The 17,543-nt window shown below is 63.6% G+C and carries 18 protein-coding genes; 1 reads left to right on the top strand and 17 read right to left on the bottom strand.

Annotated features, from left to right (window positions below; all coding sequences use genetic code 11):
• Positions 1-23: 23 nt before the first annotated feature.
• The 13 genes from lpxB to FJ988_RS03535 form a co-directional block, all read right to left on the bottom strand.
• A complete protein-coding gene (lpxB, locus tag FJ988_RS03475; RefSeq protein WP_140815371.1) occupies positions 24-1,211 on the bottom strand; it encodes a lipid-A-disaccharide synthase in 1,188 nt (395 codons plus the stop codon).
• Positions 1,201-2,118: an LpxI family protein gene (locus FJ988_RS03480; RefSeq protein ID WP_140815372.1), complete on the bottom strand. Its 918-nt coding sequence runs from the start codon at positions 2,116-2,118 to the stop codon at positions 1,201-1,203. The genes lpxB and FJ988_RS03480 overlap by 11 nt, the downstream gene beginning before the upstream one ends.
• The gene (lpxA, locus tag FJ988_RS03485; RefSeq protein ID WP_140815373.1) at positions 2,105-2,941 is read right to left on the bottom strand and encodes an acyl-ACP--UDP-N-acetylglucosamine O-acyltransferase; all 837 of its coding nucleotides are present in this window, start codon (positions 2,939-2,941) and stop codon (positions 2,105-2,107) included. The genes FJ988_RS03480 and lpxA overlap by 14 nt, the downstream gene beginning before the upstream one ends.
• Before the next feature lie 15 nt (positions 2,942-2,956).
• A complete protein-coding gene (fabZ, locus tag FJ988_RS03490; RefSeq protein WP_140815374.1) occupies positions 2,957-3,418 on the bottom strand; it encodes a 3-hydroxyacyl-ACP dehydratase FabZ in 462 nt (153 codons plus the stop codon).
• The gene (gene lpxD, locus FJ988_RS03495) at positions 3,411-4,466 is read right to left on the bottom strand and encodes a UDP-3-O-(3-hydroxymyristoyl)glucosamine N-acyltransferase (protein WP_140815375.1); all 1,056 of its coding nucleotides are present in this window, start codon (positions 4,464-4,466) and stop codon (positions 3,411-3,413) included. Before lpxD ends, fabZ begins: the two co-directional genes overlap by 8 nt.
• Positions 4,467-4,542: 76 nt before the next feature.
• Positions 4,543-6,918 carry an outer membrane protein assembly factor BamA gene (bamA, locus tag FJ988_RS03500; protein WP_140815376.1) on the bottom strand — a complete coding sequence of 792 codons (2,376 nt, stop codon included), beginning with the start codon at positions 6,916-6,918 and terminating at the stop codon, positions 4,543-4,545.
• A 218-nt stretch (positions 6,919-7,136) separates the two neighbouring features.
• On the bottom strand, positions 7,137-8,279 hold the full coding sequence (gene rseP / locus FJ988_RS03505; RefSeq protein WP_140815377.1) for an RIP metalloprotease RseP: 1,143 nt from the start codon (positions 8,277-8,279) through the stop codon (positions 7,137-7,139).
• Positions 8,280-8,384: 105 nt separating this feature from the next.
• Positions 8,385-9,200 carry a phosphatidate cytidylyltransferase gene (locus tag FJ988_RS03510; protein ID WP_140815378.1) on the bottom strand — a complete coding sequence of 272 codons (816 nt, stop codon included), beginning with the start codon at positions 9,198-9,200 and terminating at the stop codon, positions 8,385-8,387.
• 12 nt (positions 9,201-9,212) lie between these two features.
• Positions 9,213-9,932: an isoprenyl transferase gene (locus FJ988_RS03515; RefSeq protein WP_140815379.1), complete on the bottom strand. Its 720-nt coding sequence runs from the start codon at positions 9,930-9,932 to the stop codon at positions 9,213-9,215.
• A gap of 30 nt (positions 9,933-9,962) precedes the next feature.
• A complete protein-coding gene (gene frr, locus FJ988_RS03520) occupies positions 9,963-10,517 on the bottom strand; it encodes a ribosome recycling factor (protein ID WP_140815380.1) in 555 nt (184 codons plus the stop codon).
• Between the two features lie 90 nt (positions 10,518-10,607).
• Positions 10,608-11,330 carry a UMP kinase gene (gene pyrH / locus FJ988_RS03525; RefSeq protein WP_140815381.1) on the bottom strand — a complete coding sequence of 241 codons (723 nt, stop codon included), beginning with the start codon at positions 11,328-11,330 and terminating at the stop codon, positions 10,608-10,610.
• Between the two features lie 175 nt (positions 11,331-11,505).
• On the bottom strand, positions 11,506-12,615 hold the full coding sequence (locus FJ988_RS03530) for an aldo/keto reductase (RefSeq protein ID WP_140815382.1): 1,110 nt from the start codon (positions 12,613-12,615) through the stop codon (positions 11,506-11,508).
• A 39-nt stretch (positions 12,616-12,654) separates the two neighbouring features.
• A complete protein-coding gene (locus FJ988_RS03535; protein WP_140815383.1) occupies positions 12,655-13,182 on the bottom strand; it encodes a nuclear transport factor 2 family protein in 528 nt (175 codons plus the stop codon).
• 112 nt (positions 13,183-13,294) lie between these two features.
• Between FJ988_RS03535 and FJ988_RS03540 the strand changes: the two genes are divergently transcribed.
• The gene (locus FJ988_RS03540; protein ID WP_140815384.1) at positions 13,295-14,221 is read left to right on the top strand and encodes a LysR family transcriptional regulator; all 927 of its coding nucleotides are present in this window, start codon (positions 13,295-13,297) and stop codon (positions 14,219-14,221) included.
• A 51-nt stretch (positions 14,222-14,272) separates the two neighbouring features.
• Here the strand turns inward: FJ988_RS03540 and tsf are convergent, their stop codons facing one another.
• From tsf to FJ988_RS03560, 4 genes are all read right to left on the bottom strand, one after another.
• On the bottom strand, positions 14,273-15,193 hold the full coding sequence (gene tsf / locus FJ988_RS03545) for a translation elongation factor Ts (protein WP_140815385.1): 921 nt from the start codon (positions 15,191-15,193) through the stop codon (positions 14,273-14,275).
• A gap of 120 nt (positions 15,194-15,313) precedes the next feature.
• Complete coding sequence (gene rpsB, locus FJ988_RS03550) at positions 15,314-16,093, bottom strand: 30S ribosomal protein S2 (RefSeq protein ID WP_140815386.1); 780 nt, start codon at positions 16,091-16,093, stop codon at positions 15,314-15,316.
• Positions 16,094-16,296: 203 nt separating this feature from the next.
• Complete coding sequence (locus tag FJ988_RS03555; protein WP_140815387.1) at positions 16,297-16,575, bottom strand: DUF4031 domain-containing protein; 279 nt, start codon at positions 16,573-16,575, stop codon at positions 16,297-16,299.
• A gap of 25 nt (positions 16,576-16,600) precedes the next feature.
• Positions 16,601-17,431: a cell envelope integrity EipB family protein gene (locus FJ988_RS03560; protein ID WP_140815388.1), complete on the bottom strand. Its 831-nt coding sequence runs from the start codon at positions 17,429-17,431 to the stop codon at positions 16,601-16,603.
• Positions 17,432-17,543 lie beyond the last annotated feature (112 nt).

Raw genomic sequence — 17,543 nt, forward strand, 5'->3', positions numbered from 1 at the left:
CGCTTTGAGCCGCTCACTACTCACTAATTCCTACTCGCTACTGCCTTCCTCACGCATCCCATCACCACCTCGGCGGCGATCTCGCCGGATGGCCGCTCGGTCGCCATTCGTTTGGCAATCTCGGCAAAGCCGGCCTTCTGCCAGGCGCGCGCGCCGGTGTCGGCAAACAGAGCTTCCAGTTGCCGGGCCAGGTTGTCCGGCCGGACATACTGGTCGTAGAACTCCGGAACCAGAGCGCGGTCGGAAATCAGATTGGGCAGCAGCGCCGACCATGTGGTCACCATATGCTGCAGCAGCTGCCGCGCGATCGGATCGAGCTTGTAGCAGGAAACCATCGGCACGCCGGCAAGCGCCAGCTCTAGCGAAACGGTCCCCGACGCGATCAGCGCCGCATCGGCCTTGCCGAAGGCCTGCCATTTGCGTTCCGGCTCGGTGATGATTTCCGGCTTCTCGTCCCAGCTCGCGACCGATGCCTTCACCAGGTCGGCGACATGCGGCACCGTCGGCAACAGCAGACGCAGGCGGTGGCCGCGCTGGCGCAGCGCCGAGATCGCCTTGCCGAAGGGCTCGATCAGCCGGCGCACTTCGCCGCGCCGCGATCCGGGCAGCACCAGCAGCGTCTTGACGCGATCATCGGACAGGTCGCGCGGCTGGCTCTGCGCCCGGGCGGCGGCGAGCACGCCCGCATCCTGCGTCAGGCGATGGCCGACATAGGTCCCCGGCGGTCCACCAAGACGGGCAAGCGCCTTCACCTCGAAGGGCAGGATGCACAGGATGTGATCGACATAGGGCTTCATCGCCACCGCCCTGCCCGGCCGCCAGGCCCAAACGCTTGGACAGACATAGTGGACGATCGGGATGGCAGGATTGGCCGCGCGCACCTTCTTCGCCACGCGCAGCGAAAAATCGGGGCTGTCGATGGTGATCAGGCAATCCGGCCGCTCGGCCGCGATCGTCGCCGCCGTCTGGCTGATGCGCCGCATCAGCCGCGGCAGGTCGCGCAGCACCGCGCTGAAGCCCATCAAGGCGATCTCTGCGCCGTCGAACAGCGGCTTCAAACCCAGCTCCTGCAGATGCCGGCCGCCGATGCCGACCAGCTGCACCTTGCGGCCGGTCGATCGCTCGAGCGCGCCCACGATATCGGCGCCGAGCAGGTCGCCGGATTCCTCACCGGCGACGATGGCGATCTTCAGAGGCTTGTCATTGCCCATGAGCCGGCGCCCCATTAACCGGCTGCATCGCCGGCAGACCGAAGATGAACAGGCCAAGCGCATTGGCGCGCGCCAGCGTCGTCGGGCCTTCAAGGATGAGCGCATGGCCGGCTTCGACGGCGATGCCGGCCAATCCGGCGGCGTGTGCGGCTTCAACCGTCTCCGGCCCGATAGACGGTAAATCGGCGCGCAATTCCTGCCCGGGCTTGGCGCATTTGACCAAAACGCCGCGCGTCCTGCCGGCAAGCCGGCCGTGACCGCGCAACTCTCGCGTTCTTTCCAGCAGGCCGGCGGTGCCTTCGATCCCTTCCAGCGCAATTGCCCGTCCGCCGATCGCAATCGCAGCCTGGCCGATATCCAGCGCGCCGATCGCCTTGGCGGCGGCGCGGCCGGCCTCGATGTCGCGCCAGTCCGATTGCAACGGCGCAATCGCCGTCAGCGTGCCGGCGCCGGCCGTCAGTTCCGGAACGACCTCATGCGCGCCCAAAACCGCGATGCCTCGCTTCTCCAGGCCGCGCGTCAGCACCTTGAGCAGACCGTCATCGCCGCGAGCCAGGGCCATGACCACCGATGGCACGATCGCCAGCAGCCCTAGCGTGGGACGCATGTCTCTCAGTCTTGGCCGACGCTTGATCTGGCCGGCCATGACGAGATGTGTGACGCCGTGGCTTTTGAGTGTCCCCACAAGGGATCCGACCTGCTCGAGCGCAAGGGTGGCATGCTCGTAGCGGCGCAGGGCTTGCTCGCGGTCAGACTCGCCCGCCATCAACAGGATAAAAGGTGGATAACCTTGAGCGGCGAGGCCGTTGGCGACCTCCACGGGAAGGCTGCCGCCACCGGCAATGATGCCGACCTTTGCCCCCGGCGCGAGTGAAAGCCTGGACGTCGCGGGTTCAGCCCTCGTCATCGCCATCGTCATCGTCGCCGCCGCCCTTGAGCGACGGGACGGCGTAGTGCCGTTTGCCGCGGCTGGAGATGAAATCGATGATCTTCATGGCCGTCGGCGACGCAGCGAATTCTGCACGGGCAATCTCAACATTCTCCCCGACGGTGCGGGAACGGTCGAAAATCGTCCTGTAAGCCTTACGAAGCAGATAGATTTCGGAGCGCGGCAGACCGGCGCGCTTGAGGCCGACGATGTTCAAGCCGCGCAGGCTGGCGCGGTTGCCGACAGCGATCGCATAGGGAATGACATCGCCGACGAAGGCCGAGCACCCGCCAAGGAATGCATTGTCGCCGACGCGTACGAATTGATGAACGGCGCTGAGGCCGCCGATATAGACGTTGTCGCCGATCTCGCAGTGGCCGCCCAGCGTCGCGCCATTGGCGAAAGTAGCGTTCTTGCCGACCACGCAGTCATGGGCGATGTGGGCGTAGGCGAGGAAATTGCCGTTGTCGCCGACGGTCGTCTCGCCCCGGCTGGTGTCGGTGCCGAGATGCATCGTGACACCTTCGCGGAGGGTGCAATTGGCCCCAATCATCAGCGTGGTGCGCCCGCCCTTGTGCTTGGTGTTCTGCGGCGGCGCGCCGAGCGTCGCCATCGGATAGACCTTGGTAGCGGCGCCGATGGTCGTGGCGCCCAGCACCGAAACGTGGCTGACAAGTTCGACGCGGTCGCCGATCGCAGCGTCGGCGCCGACATAGCAGAAAGGTCCGATGCGGACGCCTTCACCGAGTTGGGCGCCTTCCTCGACGACCGAGGAAGGATGGATGGATGTCTGGACTTTCATGAGCATTTCGAACCGTCAGCCGGTGACCATCATAGCCGATATCTCGGCCTCCGCGGCCTTCGCGCCGTCCACCATGGCCTCACAGGCGAATTTAAGCAGATTGCCGCGCATCTTGATCTTCTTGACATGGATCTTCAACTGGTCGCCTGGGACGACCGGTTTGCGGAATTTCGCATTATCGATGGTCAGGAAGTAGACCAGCGACGGCGTTGCGGTCTTGAGGCTGCGGATACAGATGGCGCCGGCCGTCTGCGCCATGGCCTCGATGATCAGCACGCCAGGCATCACCGGCTGTTCGGGGAAATGGCCCTGGAAATGCGGCTCGTTCATCGTCACGTTCTTGATGCCGATGGCCGAGTCATTGCCGTCGATATCGATGATGCGGTCGATCATCAGGAACGGATAGCGGTGCGGCAGGAGCCTAAGCAGCCCCATTATGTCTACCGCCTCGAGTGTCGTCGTCACGGTATCAGCCATTTCCGTCGCCCTGCTTGCGCGTTCGGGCCATCTTGCGCAGCATCGCTATCTCGCGCATGGCCTCGGCCATGGGCTGTGCCGGATAACCACCCCAGACCTCGCCTGCCGGCACGTTGTTCATGAACCCACTTCTCGCAGCAAGCTTAGCTCCTGGCCCAATTGTCAGATGGTCGGCAAGGCCGACGCCGCCACCCATGGTGACATTGTCGCCGACGACAACGGAACCGGAAATACCCGAAAGGCCGGCTATAATGCAATTGCGGCCGATACGAACATTGTGGGCGATCTGCACCAGGTTGTCGATCTTGGTGCCCTGGCCAATGACCGTATCGGACATCGCGCCGCGATCGACGGTCGAGTTGGAGCCGATCTCGACGTCGTCCTGGATGATTACACGACCGATCTGCGGTACGCGTTCCGGCCCCTTGGCGCCGCCGACGAAGCCGAAACCGTCCTGGCCGATCCTGGCGCCGCCATGAATGATGACCCGATTGCCGACAAGCGCATACTGAACGCTGGCGCCCGGGCCGACAAAGCCGTCACGGCCGATCTTGCAGGACCGGCCGATCACCGCATGAGGCGCAATCACCGTGCCGCTGCCAATGGAGACATCGGGACCGATCACGGCGCCCGCCTCGATGATCGCCCCCTCCTCGATATGCGCGGATGGATCGACGAAAGCATGCCGCGAGACGCCCGTCTCTCCGGTCATTGGTCCTGGAGTGGCTGCCTGCGGAAACAGCAGGCGCCCGACCATCGCGAAAGCCTGTTGCGGCCGCGGATGCACCAGCACCGCGATGCCTTGCGGTGCCTTGCCGGCAAAATCGGCGGGACACAGCACCGCGGCAGCCTTGAGCGACTGCATCAGCGCGAAATTGCGTTTGCCGTCGACGAAGACAAGCGCGCCGTTGCCGCCCTCATTGGCAGGGGCCAGGGCATCGATGGCAATTTCGGCCTGCGCAGAATCGACCAAGCTCGCGCCGGTCAGATTCGCGACCTCGCCAGCCGTATACCGGCGTGAAGGCGCGAAGAACACCGGATCGGTCATCCAGAAGCAATATCCAGCTGGGTCGGATCAGTCCACTCCGGGCCGTCGACCGGCCCGGAAAATCGCGACCACCAAATCAGAAGCGGGTCGCAATACCGAAGTTGAATTCCTGCACGTCGTCGGTCGGCTCTTTCTTGACCGGGATCGCATAGTCGATGCGGATCGGGCCGAACGGCGACGCCCACATCAGGCCGACACCGACCGAGGCACGCACTTGCATGCCGGTAGTGGCCGGATCGACAAGACCTGAGCCGAGTTTGTTGCCATAGAGGGTTGCCGCGTCCGCGAAGACGGCGCCTCGCAACCCGAAGCTCTCAGGAATGGCCGGCAGCGGGAACTGGGCTTCCGCCGAGGCATTGAAATAGGTCGTACCGCCGAGATGGTCGCCACTGCCTCCAGCAGCAACCGGACCGATACCGCCATATTCGAAACCGCGAATCATGCGGTCATTGCTCTGGAAGTAGTCGAAGATACGCAGATCCTGGCTGCCATAGGTTGCGATATAGCCGGCGCCGCCCGAAACCAGGCCGACCAGGTCCCACTGTTCAGACAAGGTCTTGTAGACACTTCCGCGGCCGGTAAGCTTTACCCACTTGGCATCGCCGCCGAGGCCCGCGAATTCCGTCGTCCCAGTGATGTAGAGACCTTCATGCGGGTTCTTCATGTCGTCGATGGTGTTATACACCAGACCGGCGCTAACCGACGATTTGACCCATGGGCTCTCTTGTATGCCGTTCAGGACGGCCTGCGAAATGTTGCAGGGGCTGCCCTGAGTGAACACGCCATTGACCAAGCAACTGTCATCAATGGCATACTTCTCCTGCGAGATGTTGTACGCCAACTGGGTCGAGATGCTGTCGGTGATCGGCAGGCCGAAACGAATAGTCGCGCCGGTGGTGTCGACGTCGTAGCTGTTGTTGTATTCTCTGGTCGACTTGTAAATGTCGAAACCAGCTGCGATGCGCCGTCCGAGGAAATAGGGCTCGGTGAACGAAAGGCTGTAATCGCGCGAATTCTTGCCGCCGCCGGCCGACAGCTTGATGTACTGGCCGCGGCCGAGGAAGTTGCGCTCGGTGATCGAACCTTCGACAGACGGTCCGGGCGTATCGCCGCCCGTCGAGTAGCCGGCGCCAACCGAGAACGCACCGGTCGACTTCTCAACCACGGTGACCACAAGCACGACCTGGTCCGGAGCCGAACCCGGCACCGTGGAAATGTCGACAGTCTGGAAATAATCAAGAGCTTCCAGCCGCTTCTTCGCGCGCTGGATAAGGACCTGGTTGAAGGCGTCGCCCTCGCTCACGTCGAATTCGCGACGGATGACATAGTCGCGCGTGCGGTCGTTGCCGCGGATTTCGATGCGCTCGATATAGGCCTTGGTGCCCTGATCGATGGTGTAGACCACCGAAATGGTGTGGTTCTCGAAATTGCGGTCGCCGCGCGGCGTCACCTGGGCAAAGGCATAGCCCGAACCCGCGACCCGCTCGGTCAGCGCTATGATCGAATCCTCGACATCCTTGGCGTTGTACCTGTCGCCCTTGTGGGTTTCGACCACCGATTGCAGTGACTTCGAATCGACCTCGGGAATGGTGCTCTCGACGCTGACGTCGCCGAACGTATAGAGATCGCCTTCCTGGACAGTGATAGTGACCGTGTATTTGTTGGTGGCGTTGTCGAGCTCGCCGACGGCCGACACGACCTGGAAGTCGGCATAGCCGTGATTGTAGTAGAAGCGGCGCAGCAACTCCTGGTCGGCGCGCAGCTTGTCTTCGTCATAGACGTCGTCGCGCAGCACGAAGGACAGCCAGGTCGAACGCTTGGTGTTGATGACGTCGGAAAGGCGCCGGCTGGAATAGGCGTGGTTGCCGACGAAATTGATCGCGGCGATCTGGGTACGGTCGCCTTCGGTGATGTTGAAGACCACGTTCACGCGGTTGTCGCCGAGGTCCATGACCTGCGTGGTCACGCCGGCGTCGTCGCGGCCGATACGCTTGTAGGCCTGCTTGATCGCCTCGACATCGGCGTCGAGCGCCTGCTGCGAGAATGTCGAGCGCGGCTTCAGTTGGATGCCCATCTGAAGCGCATTGTCCTTGATCTTCTTGTTGCCCTGGAACAGGACCTGGTTGACGACCTTGTACTCGGAAACCTTGACGACAAGCGAAGAGCCGACCTGGTTGATCTGCACGTCCGAGAACAGTCCGGTGCCGAACAGCGCCTTGACGGCGTCGTCGATGTCGGCGCTCGAGAACGGCTTGCCCGGCTTGATCGTGATGTAGTTGCGGATGGTCTCGGCGTCGACGCGCTGGTTGCCGCTGACCTCGATTCTGCTGACGACGGCAGCCTCGGCTACCGATGTGGCAACGAATTGCACTGCGAGCGCGCCTGGCACGACCAGGGCGGCGGACAGGGCCGCCGCGGAAGCGGCGCTCAGAAACTTAGATGCTGCCTTCATCGGGCTTTTGTACCTTTTTCTCGTAGTCCCCACGGCGAGAAAACCGGACGTGCGGTATTTTCCCTTACCGTATTAACCGGATTTTCCCTACACGCAAGGCTCCCGGTTAATTTGTATTTACTTAACCGTACCGCGTGGCTTTCGCGTCACGCATATCCCCACGCATGGTAAACGGCATCTCAACATGACCGGCGCCGAGGCCAAATTTCTTCATGATTTCAGCACCCAAACAGGTCATTCCAGAAAACGAACCCCATGAAGCCGAGCACCAGGAACAGGCCGGTCCGGTAGGCCATCTCCATCATCCGTTCCGAAACCGGCCGCCTTATGATGGCCTCCACGCCGTAGAACAACAGGTGGCCGCCGTCGAGAGGGGGAATCGGCAGGAGATTGAGAATCCCTATCCCGACTGACAGAAATGCCACAAGCTGCACCAGCCACTCAAAGCCCAGTTTGGCCGCTTGACCCGACATTTTTGCGATTTTGATCGGGCCGCCCAACTGGCACTTGTCCTCGCGTCCGACCACGAAGCGCTGCAGGAACTGGCCGGTGCGCTCGATGACATGCCCGGTTTCCTCGACCGCCGCCGCCACGGCGCCGGCGGGCGTGTAGGATATCAGTCTCGGCTGGCCGACCTCGGCATTGTTGACGACGCCGATCACCGCCACCTTGACCTTGTTGCCCAACGGATCCTGCTGTTCCATCGGCTCCGGCGTCGCTGTAACCGTGATTTCCTTGCCGTCGCGCAGCATCGTGAAGGCGATGGCGTCACCGGCGCGGCCTTGAACCAGCCGCTGCACGTCGGCGAAGGTTTCGACCTTGCTGCCGTCGACTTTGACGAATCGGTCGCCGGGCAGGATCCCGGCCCGCGCCGCGGGGCTGCCCGCCGTGACTTCCGCCACCGTCGGCTCCATGACCGGGCGGCCGTAAAGCGAAAACAGCACCGCGAAGACGGCGATGGTCAAAAGGAAATTGAAGAGCGGCCCCGCGACGACGGTCGCCGCCCTTTTCCAGATCGGCTGGGTGTGGAATGCGACCTCGCGCTCGGCATCGGTCAGCGATTCGATCTCCTCGGTGCTCGGCTGGCTCGACGTCGCGTTCATGTCGCCGACGAACTTGACGTAACCGCCGAGCGGAATGGCGCAAAGCTTCCAGCGCGTGCCGTGACGGTCATAGAATCCGAGGAGTTCGGGGCCGAAGCCGATGGAAAAGGCCTTTACGCCTATGCCGCACCAGCGGCCGACAAGGTAGTGCCCCATCTCGTGGACGAATACGACCACGGTCAGCACGAACAGGAACGGCACCAGCGTGCCAAGGACGAAGCCTTGCGTGCTGAAGAGCGCGTGGAAGATGTCGTTCAAGTCATGCCCTCAAATTCACCGCCGCGCGACACTCGCCCGCGACTGTGGCTCAATCCGGGCAAATCCGTGGCGCGCACCGTTTTTCACCGCTGCCGCAACGTCGTCTCAGCTCGGAAACAGCCCCAGTGCCGGATGGTCCGCGCCCGCCGCGACCCAACCGATGACGTACAGGGCAAAACCCGCCGCGACAAGCCCGTCTACCCTGTCCATGACGCCGCCATGGCCCGGGATCAGATTGCTGGAATCCTTGGCGCCATGCCGGCGCTTGACCCAGGATTCGAACAGATCGCCGATCTGCGAGACGATCGAGAGCGCCAGCGCGACGAAGCCGAGCAACAACAGATTGCCGGCCCCTGCCGCAAATGCCAGCAGCAATCCGGCGACGACGCCGCCCACTGCGCCGCCGAGAGCTCCGCTCTGCGTCTTGCCGGGCGAGATCGAAGGCGCCAGCTTCGGCCCGCCAACCGCGCGGCCGACGAAATAGGCCGCGATGTCAGTCGCCCACACCACCGCGAAGAGGAAGAGAATCGCGACCAGCCCCGAATGACTGTCGTCGCGCAGATAGGCCAACGAAAAGCCCGACAGGGCCGCATAGGCCAATCCCGAGGCCTCCCATCTCCCCGCCCCTCGCATCCGCGCGGCAATCGCGACGGCGGCTACCACAATCGCGCCGAGCAGCAGCAGCCAGTGGGCAGGCAGGCCTGCAATCAGCGCCACAATGAAGACGAGCGTCAACACCTCCGGCAGAACGCCAAGCGTAGCACCCCCAGCATGGCGCGACATGCGCGTCCATTCGTAGAAGATCAGTGCCGCGATCGCCCCGCTAAACAGCCGGAACGGCAAGCCGCCGAACCAGGTGACGGCAAGCGTCACGACCGCCATCACGATTGCCGAGATGACGCGCTGCTGAAGGTTGCTCATTGGCGGGCGGCGCTAGAGGGCGACGTCGCGGGCGGCGAGCCCGCCGAATCGGCGCTCGCGGCCGGCAAAATCGCGCAGCGCGTCGGCCAGATGCTCGCGGCTGAAATCCGGCCAGTAGCAAGGCAGGAAGACGAGCTCGCTATAGGCCGCCTGCCAGAGAAGGAAATTCGACAGCCTGAGCTCGCCGCTGGTGCGGATCACCAGTTCCGGATCGGGAATGCCCTTGGTGTCGAGCAAACCGGCAAAGCTTTCCGCCGTGATCGCATCGCTGGCCATCTCGCCGCGCGACACGGCCTCCGCCAGCCTGCGCGCCGTGCGAACGATCTCGTCGCGGCCGCCATAGTTGAAGGCAATGACCAGCGTCAGCGCCTCGTTGCCGGCGGTCAGCGATTCGGCCTCCTGCAGCAGCCCTCTTATGTCGGGCTGCAGCCCGTCCTTGTCGCCGATCACCCTCACCCGCACGCCGTTCTGATGCAGTTCGGCGAGATCGCGGCGGATGAACAGCTTCAAGAGCCCCATCAGGTCGCTGACCTCGGATTTCGGCCGCGACCAGTTTTCCGAGGAAAATGCGTAGACGGTCAGATAGGAGATGCCGAGTTCGGGCGCGGCGCGCACCGTCTTGCGCAGCGCCTCGACGCCGGCGCGGTGGCCGGCAAGCCGCGGCAGGCCGCGCGCCTTGGCCCAGCGTCCATTCCCATCCATGATGATCGCGACATGCGCGGGCGTTGCCATGGTCTCGCTTTCGAGCCGGAAAACCCGACCCTAAACCTGCATGATTTCAGCTTCCTTATCGGAAAGCAGGTGATCGATGGTGCTGATCATCTCGTCGGTCAGCTTCTGCACCTGGTCGGAGCGCTTGCGCTGGTCGTCCTCGCCGATGGTGCCGTCTTTTTCCGCTTTCTTGAGGAAATCCATGCCGTCACGGCGCACATGGCGCACCGCGACGCGGGCGTTCTCGGCATAGCCATGCGAGATCTTGACCAGTTCCTTGCGGCGCTGCTCGTTGAGCTCGGGCAGCGGAATCCTCAGATTGGTGCCGTCAACGATCGGATTGAAGCCGAGATTGGCTTCGCGGATGGCGCGGTCGACGGCGCTGACCATCGACTTGTCCCAGACTGAGACCGAAATCATGCGCGGCTCCGGCACCGTCACATTGGCAACCTGGTTGATCGGCATCGTCGTGCCGTAAGCCTGTACCTGGACGGCATCGAGCAGGTTGCTGGAGGCGCGGCCGGTGCGCAGCGAGGCCAGATCGTGCTTGAAGGCCGCGATCGCCCCGTCCATGCGCCGTTTGAGGTCTTCGTACTCGCCACTCATGATCATCTCCTCGACCCGTTCACCGGGTTCGCTGCTTGTGTCTTTGTGCCGTCGGCGGTTCCGCAGTCGTTTGACGGATCCCTGCCCCGATTATTTGTCCGTGACGACCGTGCAATGGCCGCCGCCCCTAAGAATATCGCCGAAACCACCTTTTTCGTGGATCGAATAGACGATTATCGGAATGTTGTTTTCGCGCGCAAGTGCAATCGCGGCCGTATCCATGATCGCAAGCCCGCGTTTGATGACTTCGGCGTGGCTGATGCGGTCGAAGCGGACCGCATCGGGGTCTTTCTTGGGATCGGCCGAATAGACGCCGTCGACCTGCGTGCCCTTGAACAAAGCGTCGGCGCCGATCTCGGCGGCGCGCAAGGCGGCTGCCGAATCGGTGGTGAAGAACGGATTGCCGGTACCGCCGGCAAAGATCACCACCTTGCCCTGGTTCATATAGGCGGTCGCCTGGCGCTGCGAAAAGCTTTCGCACAGTTCGGGCATGGCGATCGCCGACAGCACGACGGCATCGACGCCGATCTTGTTCAGCGAGGTGCGCAGCGCCAGCGAGTTGATGACGGTGGCGAGCATGCCCATATGGTCGCCAGTCACGCGGTCGCCGCCCTTCGAGGCGACGGCTACGCCGCGGAAAATGTTGCCGCCGCCGATGACGACGCCGACTTCGACGCCCAGCTGGCGCGCCTCGGCGATGTCGGCCGCGATCCGGTCCACCACCGAGACATCGATGCCGAAATGCTGTTCGCCCATCAACGCTTCGCCCGAAGCTTTCAAAAGGACGCGTCGATAGAGAGGCTTCACCGTCATCTCAATCCTCGAAAATCGCGGCGCGGCGATCGGGCGGCGAACCGGCCCCGCTTCGCCAGGCGGTGCTGTCATGATGGCTCGACCCGATACACGAAGGGCGCGGCGATGTCACGCCGCGCCCTTGCGCAAAATTCCAGGCTTTTTCGATCAGTTGCCCGCCTTCAGTTGCCCGCCTTCAGTTGCTTGTGATGCTGACGGCGTCGCCCTCAATCAGAATCGGCGGCGAATAACCGGCCGGCTTGTCGCCGGTCACCGCGCCGCCGGTGACGCGGGCCTGAATGTCGGCGCCGAAATAGGAATGCGGGAACGGCGCCGGCACGGCACTGACGGCCTCCAGCCGTATGCGCAGCGCCGGCGGAATCGAAAAATCAAGCGCGCCGAGATTGTCCTCGAGCTGACTGAGCTTCGTCGCGCCGAGGATGACGGAAGCGATGCCAGGCTGTGTCGCCACCCAGTTGAGCGCGACCTGGGCCATGCTGCGGCCCATCTCGGCGGCCGCCTTTTCGAGCTCCGCAACGATCGCCCAGTTGCGGTCGCTGAATTTCTGGAAGCCGGGATGCGTGGTGTTGCGGAAGCCGTCGAGCCGGCCGGCATTGCCGTCCTGCGTCGGCTTGTATTTGCCGCTGAGCAGGCCGCTGGCCAAAGGGCTCCAAACCATGATGCCGGCGCCGTGACGGGTCGCGAAGGGCACATATTCATGCTCGATGCTGCGCTCGGCCAGCGAATATTCGAGCTGCAGCGCCGAGACCGGCTCGTAGCCGCGCAATTCTGCGATCGCCTGGGCGCGGCTGGCGTACCAGGCCGGCACGTCGGACAGGCCGACGTAGCGCACCTTGCCGGTGCGGACGAGGTCGTCCATCGCGCGCAGCACCTCCTCGGCCGGCGTGATCCTGTCCCAGACATGCATGAGATAGAGATCGATATAGTCGGTGCCGAGCCGCTTCAGAGAGGCCTCGACCGCCCGCATGATGTTCTTGCGGCCGTTGCCGCCGGCATTGGGATTGCCTGGCTCCGCGTTGAAGGTGAATTTGGTGGCGATCACCGCCTTGTCGCGCAAACCGCGCTCGGCGACGAATTCGCCGAGCCAGGTTTCGCTGGTACCGCCGGTATAAAGGTCGGCCGTGTCGAAGAAATTGCCGCCGGCCTCGACATAGGTGTCGAACAAGGCGCGGGCAGTGTCCCGGTCCGCGCCCCAGCCCCATTCGGTGCCGAAGGTCATGGTGCCGAGCGCCAGCCGGCTGACGCGCAACCCGCTGTTGCCGAGCGTGTAGTAGCTCATGCTCATGATGTTTTCCGATCTCAAATGCTGGCGTTCAGGGGCAGATCACTGGCCGGGCGTCCCCTTGACCCAGGGGTTGCCGCGCTCATGCGTCATGCGGAAGGTAAAGCCGTCCACCTTCCAGCCCGCGCCGGAGCGGATCAGGTGGTGCTCGTATGTGCCCCAGACCTCCCAGAGCGGATCGCCATTGCCTTCCATCCGGTTCCAGGCATAGCCGTTGGAGCGGACCGTCGCGGCGCCCGCTTCAAGCACGACCTGATGGTTGGTGCGCAGATGCAGGCTGGTTTTGCTGCCCTTGAGATTGCCGGCCCAGGCGCCGATCAGGTCGTCGGATAAGATGTTGGCCGCCGGCTGACCGGAAAGGCTGCTGAAATCGGCGGTCACGCGGTCGGTGAAATAGCTGCGCGCCAGCTTCCAGTCCTGCGCATCGACGGCGCGGTCGATGGCGTCGGCGATGCGGATGACGGCGCGCTCGTCGGCAAGCGCCTGCCAGCCTGCCGGCTCGGCACCGCCGACGTCAATGGGCGCCAGCGCCATGCCGGCAACGAAGGTGACGTGTCTCAAGGCGTTCATGGCTCTTCTCCACTTGTGACGGCGCAATGCCGTGTTGGTGGACAATGTGGACCGGAGTGCTGTCATCGAGAAGATTGCATTGTTCGCATGGACTATGCGATATCGCTCATGAATGGATCGCGATCTCCTCACGCATCTGCCTGTCATCGTCGCCGTGGCGCGCCGCGGCGGCTTCGCGCTCGCCGCTGCTGAACTCGGCATGAGCCCTTCGGCCGTCAGCCATGCGGTGCGGCTGGTGGAAGAGCGCGTCGGCCAGCCGCTTTTCGCCCGCACCACGCGCAGCGTTTCCTTGACGGAGGCCGGCAAGGCGCTGGTGGACACGGCGGCCCCTGCCCTGCAAGACATCGCCGAGCGGATGGACCGTATCCGCGCCGTCAAGGGCCGGCCGTCCGGCCTGCTCAGGATCAATGTCCCCAACATTGCGGTTCCGCTGGCCGTGACAGCGGTGGTCGCGGCGATGGCCGAGCGCTATCCGGACGTGACGATCGAGCTGCTCACCGACCAGGGCCTGGTCGATATCGTCGGCGAAGGTTTCGACGCCGGCATCAGGCTGGGCGAGATGATCGCGCAGGACATGGTGACGATCCGGCTGACGCCGCCATTCAAGGCCGTGATCGTCGCCTCGCCGGCCTATATCGGAACGCACGGCCGTCCGCGCGACGTGGCCGACCTCGCCAACCATAACTGCATCGGCTACCGGCTGGTTCGTTCCGGCGCCCTGTATCGCTGGGACCTGACTGAGAACGGCAAGGATCTCGTCGTCGAGACGCGTGGCACGGTCGTCGTCACGGATTCGCTGGCGGCAATCGACCTGGCGCTGGCCGGCGTCGGCCTCTGTTATGTCTTCGAGCCGCTGGTGCGTGCCGACCTCGCCGCCGGCCGGCTTGCGCAAATCCTGCCGCAGACGGCGATCGAAGAGCCCGGCCTCTTCCTTTACTTTCCGCGTCGCGCGTCGATGGCGCCGAAGCTCAGGGCCTTTATCGACACCGCACAAGAAATCGGCCGGGCATCCATGCGGACACCCGGCCGAGTTGCCTGAGCTGGTAACCCTTCACGTCAGGGAGCGCACAGCGCTCCCATCGGGTAAGGGTTATTTCTTGACCGCTGCCGCGACTTCCGCCGCGAAATCGGTGGTTTCCTTTTCGATGCCTTCGCCGAGCGCGTAACGCAGGTAGGCGGTGATCTTGGCCGGAGCGCCGATCTCCTTCTCGGCATCCTTCAGCGCCTTCTCGACGGTGATGTCGGGGTTGAGCACGAAGGCCTGCTTCAGAAGCACCACCTCTTCGTAGAACTTGCGCAAGCGGCCCTCGACCATCTTCTCGATGATCGCTTCCGGCTTGCCGGTCTGGCGCGCCTGGTCGGCGAAGATCGCCTTTTCGCGCTCGACCGCTGCCGGATCGATCTGCTCTGCCGTCAGCGCCAGCGGGTTGGTCGCGGCGACATGCATGGCGACCTGGCGGGCGAAGGCGTTGGCGGCGTGTTCATTGCCGGTGGTCTCGATCGCGACCAGCACGCCGAGCTTGCCGAGGCCATCGGCAACCGCGTTGTGGACATAGGTCGCCACCGCGCCGTGCGGCACGGTGAGCTTGGCCGAACGGCGGAAGCCCATATTTTCGCCGATGGTGCCGACCGCGTCCTTGATCGTGTCGGTCACCGACTTGTCGGAACCCGGATACTTGGCGGCGGCCACCGCTTCGGTCGTGCCATAGGCGAGCGCCACCTTGGCGACGTTGGCGACGATCTCCTGGAAGGCCGCGTTGCGGGCGACGAAGTCGGTCTCGGAGTTCACCTCGACGACAGCAGCTTCGCGCACGCCAGAATCGACGCCGATCAGGCCTTCGGCGGCCGTGCGGCCGGCCTTCTTGTCGGCCTTGGAAATGCCCTTCTTGCGCAGCCAGTCGACGGCCTCTTCCATATTGCCGTTGGTTTCGTTCAACGCCGCCTTGCAGTCCATCATGCCCGCGCCGGTCAAGTCGCGGAGTTCTTTGACCTGTGCAGCCGAAATGCTCATTGTCGCCTCTTTGGTTCAAAATGCGCCGACGCACCATCGGGATTCGATGATGCGCTCGGCAGAAGCGCTTTAGCGCGCCAATTTATTGAAAGATGAAGGCCGGAACCGGCCTTCGCTTGATCAGGCTTCCGGGGTCTCGGCAGCCGGAGCATCGAGCGCCGGCTCGACCGGAGCCTCGGCCGAAGCGCCGATGTCGACGCCGAGCGCGCCCTGCTGGCGGGCGATGCCGTCGATGGCAGCCTTGGCGATCAGGTCGCAATAGAGCTGGATGGCGCGGGCCGCGTCGTCATTGCCGGGGATCGGGAAGTCGATCTTGTCCGGGTCGCAGTTCGAATCGATGATGGCGACGACCGGGATGCCCAGGCGCTTGGCCTCGAGGATGGCGATCGCTTCCTTGTTGGTGTCGATGACGAACATCAGGTCCGGAGTCGAGCCCATGTCCTTGATGCCGCCCAGCGCCTTGTCGAGCTTCTCGCGCTCGCGGTCGAGGTTGAGGCGCTCCTTCTTGGTCAACCCTTGAGCCTCGCCAGCGAGCAGCTCGTCGAGCTTGCGCAGGCGCTGGATCGAGTTCGAGATCGTCTTCCAGTTGGTGAGCATGCCGCCCAGCCAACGCGAGTTGACATAATACTGGGCCGAACGCTGCGCGGCGTCGGCGACGATGTCGGACGCCTGGCGCTTGGTGCCGACGAACAGCACGCGGCCGCCCTTGGCGACGGTGTCCGACACCTGCTTCAGCGCCTGGTGCAGCAATGGCACCGTCTGCGACAGGTCGATGATGTGGATGTTGTTGCGGGCGCCATAGATGTAGGGCGCCATTTTCGGGTTCCAGCGGTGGGTCTGGTGGCCGAAGTGAACACCAGCTTCCAGAAGCTGGCGCATGCTGAAATCAGGCAGAGCCATTCTTTAGTTTCCTTTCCGGTTGGCCTCCACGGACACAGGCACTTCGGACAGATGTCCTGATGCCACCGGAGGTTTCAGCCGGATTTCTCCCGGGCAGACACCAAAGTCCGTGTGTGGAATGAGCGCGCATATAGAGGGGAAGCGCTGTAAACGCAAGCGGCGCTCCGGAAATCGCGCTCGCCCTGCGGCGATCCGCCCGACCGTCATCGTTTTACCTTTCCGTTGGGCACCCGCACGCGGCGGAAGACCGCAACGATCTCCTCGCGGCTGCATTCGATGGCGCCGAGCCTGACGGCCCGGTCGCGCTCGAAACCAGTGATATCGTAATGCGGCGCCGATGTCTTGGGCGGGCCCTGATAGGTCGAGCGCTTGAGGCCGAGCTCGAAGGCGAAGCGGTGCAGCTCATCGGTGTCGTCGGCGAGCAGATGGCACCAGCGGTGTCCGGCCCATCTCCAGATCGCCGCATCGACATAGACCGCCATCAGGCGCGCCGGCGATCGCTTGGCGTTATTTCGAAGCCGGGCAAGGCTTGGTCTGGTCGAACAACGACAGGTTGACGAGCTTGCCGGTCATCGAGAAGTCGCCATAGTCCATGACCAGGTCGCGGGTGATGCCGTTCTCGTGCAGCTTGAAGCTTATCCGGTATTCCGGCACCTCTTCGCCCTTGTTGTCGCTGTCGTCGAAATAGGCGATGTCGACCGGCCAGTATTTGTCGGTGGCGAGCTTGGCCAGCGCCGGCGCTTCCGGGTCCGCCTTGTCGCCATCCGTCTTCTTGCCGACGATGACGGTCGTGGTCATCACCTTGTTGGCGTCCTCGGAGCCGTCGAACAGATTGGTCTGATAGAAATTCTCACCCTTTTCGGCCTTGCCGATCAGTTCGACCAGATGCTGGGTCGGGAACTGCGTGGCCGCCAGCTCCAGGCTGTTCTTCTCCGGCTTGTCGATATCGACCTTGAGCCCCTTGGCCTCCTTGACCGCGGTGCCCTTGACCTCCTTGTCGAGGTTCTGGTCGACGAAGGATTTGGTGACGAAGGAAAAGGTCTTGCCTTCGGCATCCTCGAAGGTGGTCGTCTGCTGGTCGGTCAGCCTGGTGTTGTCGTTGGTGACGATCTGGGTGACGAAGCGGAATTTTACCGTATAGCCCTCGCAGGCCGAGCCGTTGAACTCGTAGACCATGCGGCCGGTGATGCCGGTGATGCCGGAGCGGTCGGACGCCTTGTTGAGGGTCAGATCGTAGACGGCGCGATGCGCCTGCAGCGCGGGCACCGCGAAGGCCGGAGCCATCGGCAACGCCGCCGTAAGACAGGCGGCGGCAAGGAAAAGGCGCGTTGCGCGCATGCGTTACTCCGATCGTCGCGGCTGGGGGGCAGGCCGCAGGGAAAGATGGTCCAGCTTAAAAAAAGTCGTGGCGGAAGCGAGGCAAAAATAGCAATTTCGGCCCGGCCAACGC

Origin of the sequence: Mesorhizobium sp. CU3, assembly GCF_006442965.1 — a bacterium.
Classification (GTDB): domain Bacteria; phylum Pseudomonadota; class Alphaproteobacteria; order Rhizobiales; family Rhizobiaceae; genus Mesorhizobium.

Bases quoted from the DNA above. Each gene is read 5' to 3' on its own strand.
- lpxB (WP_140815371.1), bottom strand. From the start codon at position 1,211: ATGGGCAATGACAAGCCTCTGAAGATCGCCATCGTCGCCGGTGAGGAA.
- FJ988_RS03480 (WP_140815372.1), bottom strand. From the start codon at position 2,118: ATGACGAGGGCTGAACCCGCGACGTCCAGGCTTTCACTCGCGCCGGGG.
- lpxA (WP_140815373.1), bottom strand. From the start codon at position 2,941: ATGAAAGTCCAGACATCCATCCATCCTTCCTCGGTCGTCGAGGAAGGC.
- fabZ (WP_140815374.1), bottom strand. From the start codon at position 3,418: ATGGCTGATACCGTGACGACGACACTCGAGGCGGTAGACATAATGGGG.
- lpxD (WP_140815375.1), bottom strand. From the start codon at position 4,466: ATGACCGATCCGGTGTTCTTCGCGCCTTCACGCCGGTATACGGCTGGC.
- bamA (WP_140815376.1), bottom strand. From the start codon at position 6,918: ATGAAGGCAGCATCTAAGTTTCTGAGCGCCGCTTCCGCGGCGGCCCTG.
- FJ988_RS03510 (WP_140815378.1), bottom strand. From the start codon at position 9,200: ATGAGCAACCTTCAGCAGCGCGTCATCTCGGCAATCGTGATGGCGGTC.
- FJ988_RS03515 (WP_140815379.1), bottom strand. From the start codon at position 9,932: ATGGCAACGCCCGCGCATGTCGCGATCATCATGGATGGGAATGGACGC.
- frr (WP_140815380.1), bottom strand. From the start codon at position 10,517: ATGAGTGGCGAGTACGAAGACCTCAAACGGCGCATGGACGGGGCGATC.
- pyrH (WP_140815381.1), bottom strand. From the start codon at position 11,330: ATGACGGTGAAGCCTCTCTATCGACGCGTCCTTTTGAAAGCTTCGGGC.
- FJ988_RS03530 (WP_140815382.1), bottom strand. From the start codon at position 12,615: ATGAGCATGAGCTACTACACGCTCGGCAACAGCGGGTTGCGCGTCAGC.
- FJ988_RS03535 (WP_140815383.1), bottom strand. From the start codon at position 13,182: ATGAACGCCTTGAGACACGTCACCTTCGTTGCCGGCATGGCGCTGGCG.
- FJ988_RS03540 (WP_140815384.1), top strand. From the start codon at position 13,295: ATGGATCGCGATCTCCTCACGCATCTGCCTGTCATCGTCGCCGTGGCG.
- tsf (WP_140815385.1), bottom strand. From the start codon at position 15,193: ATGAGCATTTCGGCTGCACAGGTCAAAGAACTCCGCGACTTGACCGGC.
- rpsB (WP_140815386.1), bottom strand. From the start codon at position 16,093: ATGGCTCTGCCTGATTTCAGCATGCGCCAGCTTCTGGAAGCTGGTGTT.
- FJ988_RS03555 (WP_140815387.1), bottom strand. From the start codon at position 16,575: ATGGCGGTCTATGTCGATGCGGCGATCTGGAGATGGGCCGGACACCGC.
- FJ988_RS03560 (WP_140815388.1), bottom strand. From the start codon at position 17,431: ATGCGCGCAACGCGCCTTTTCCTTGCCGCCGCCTGTCTTACGGCGGCG.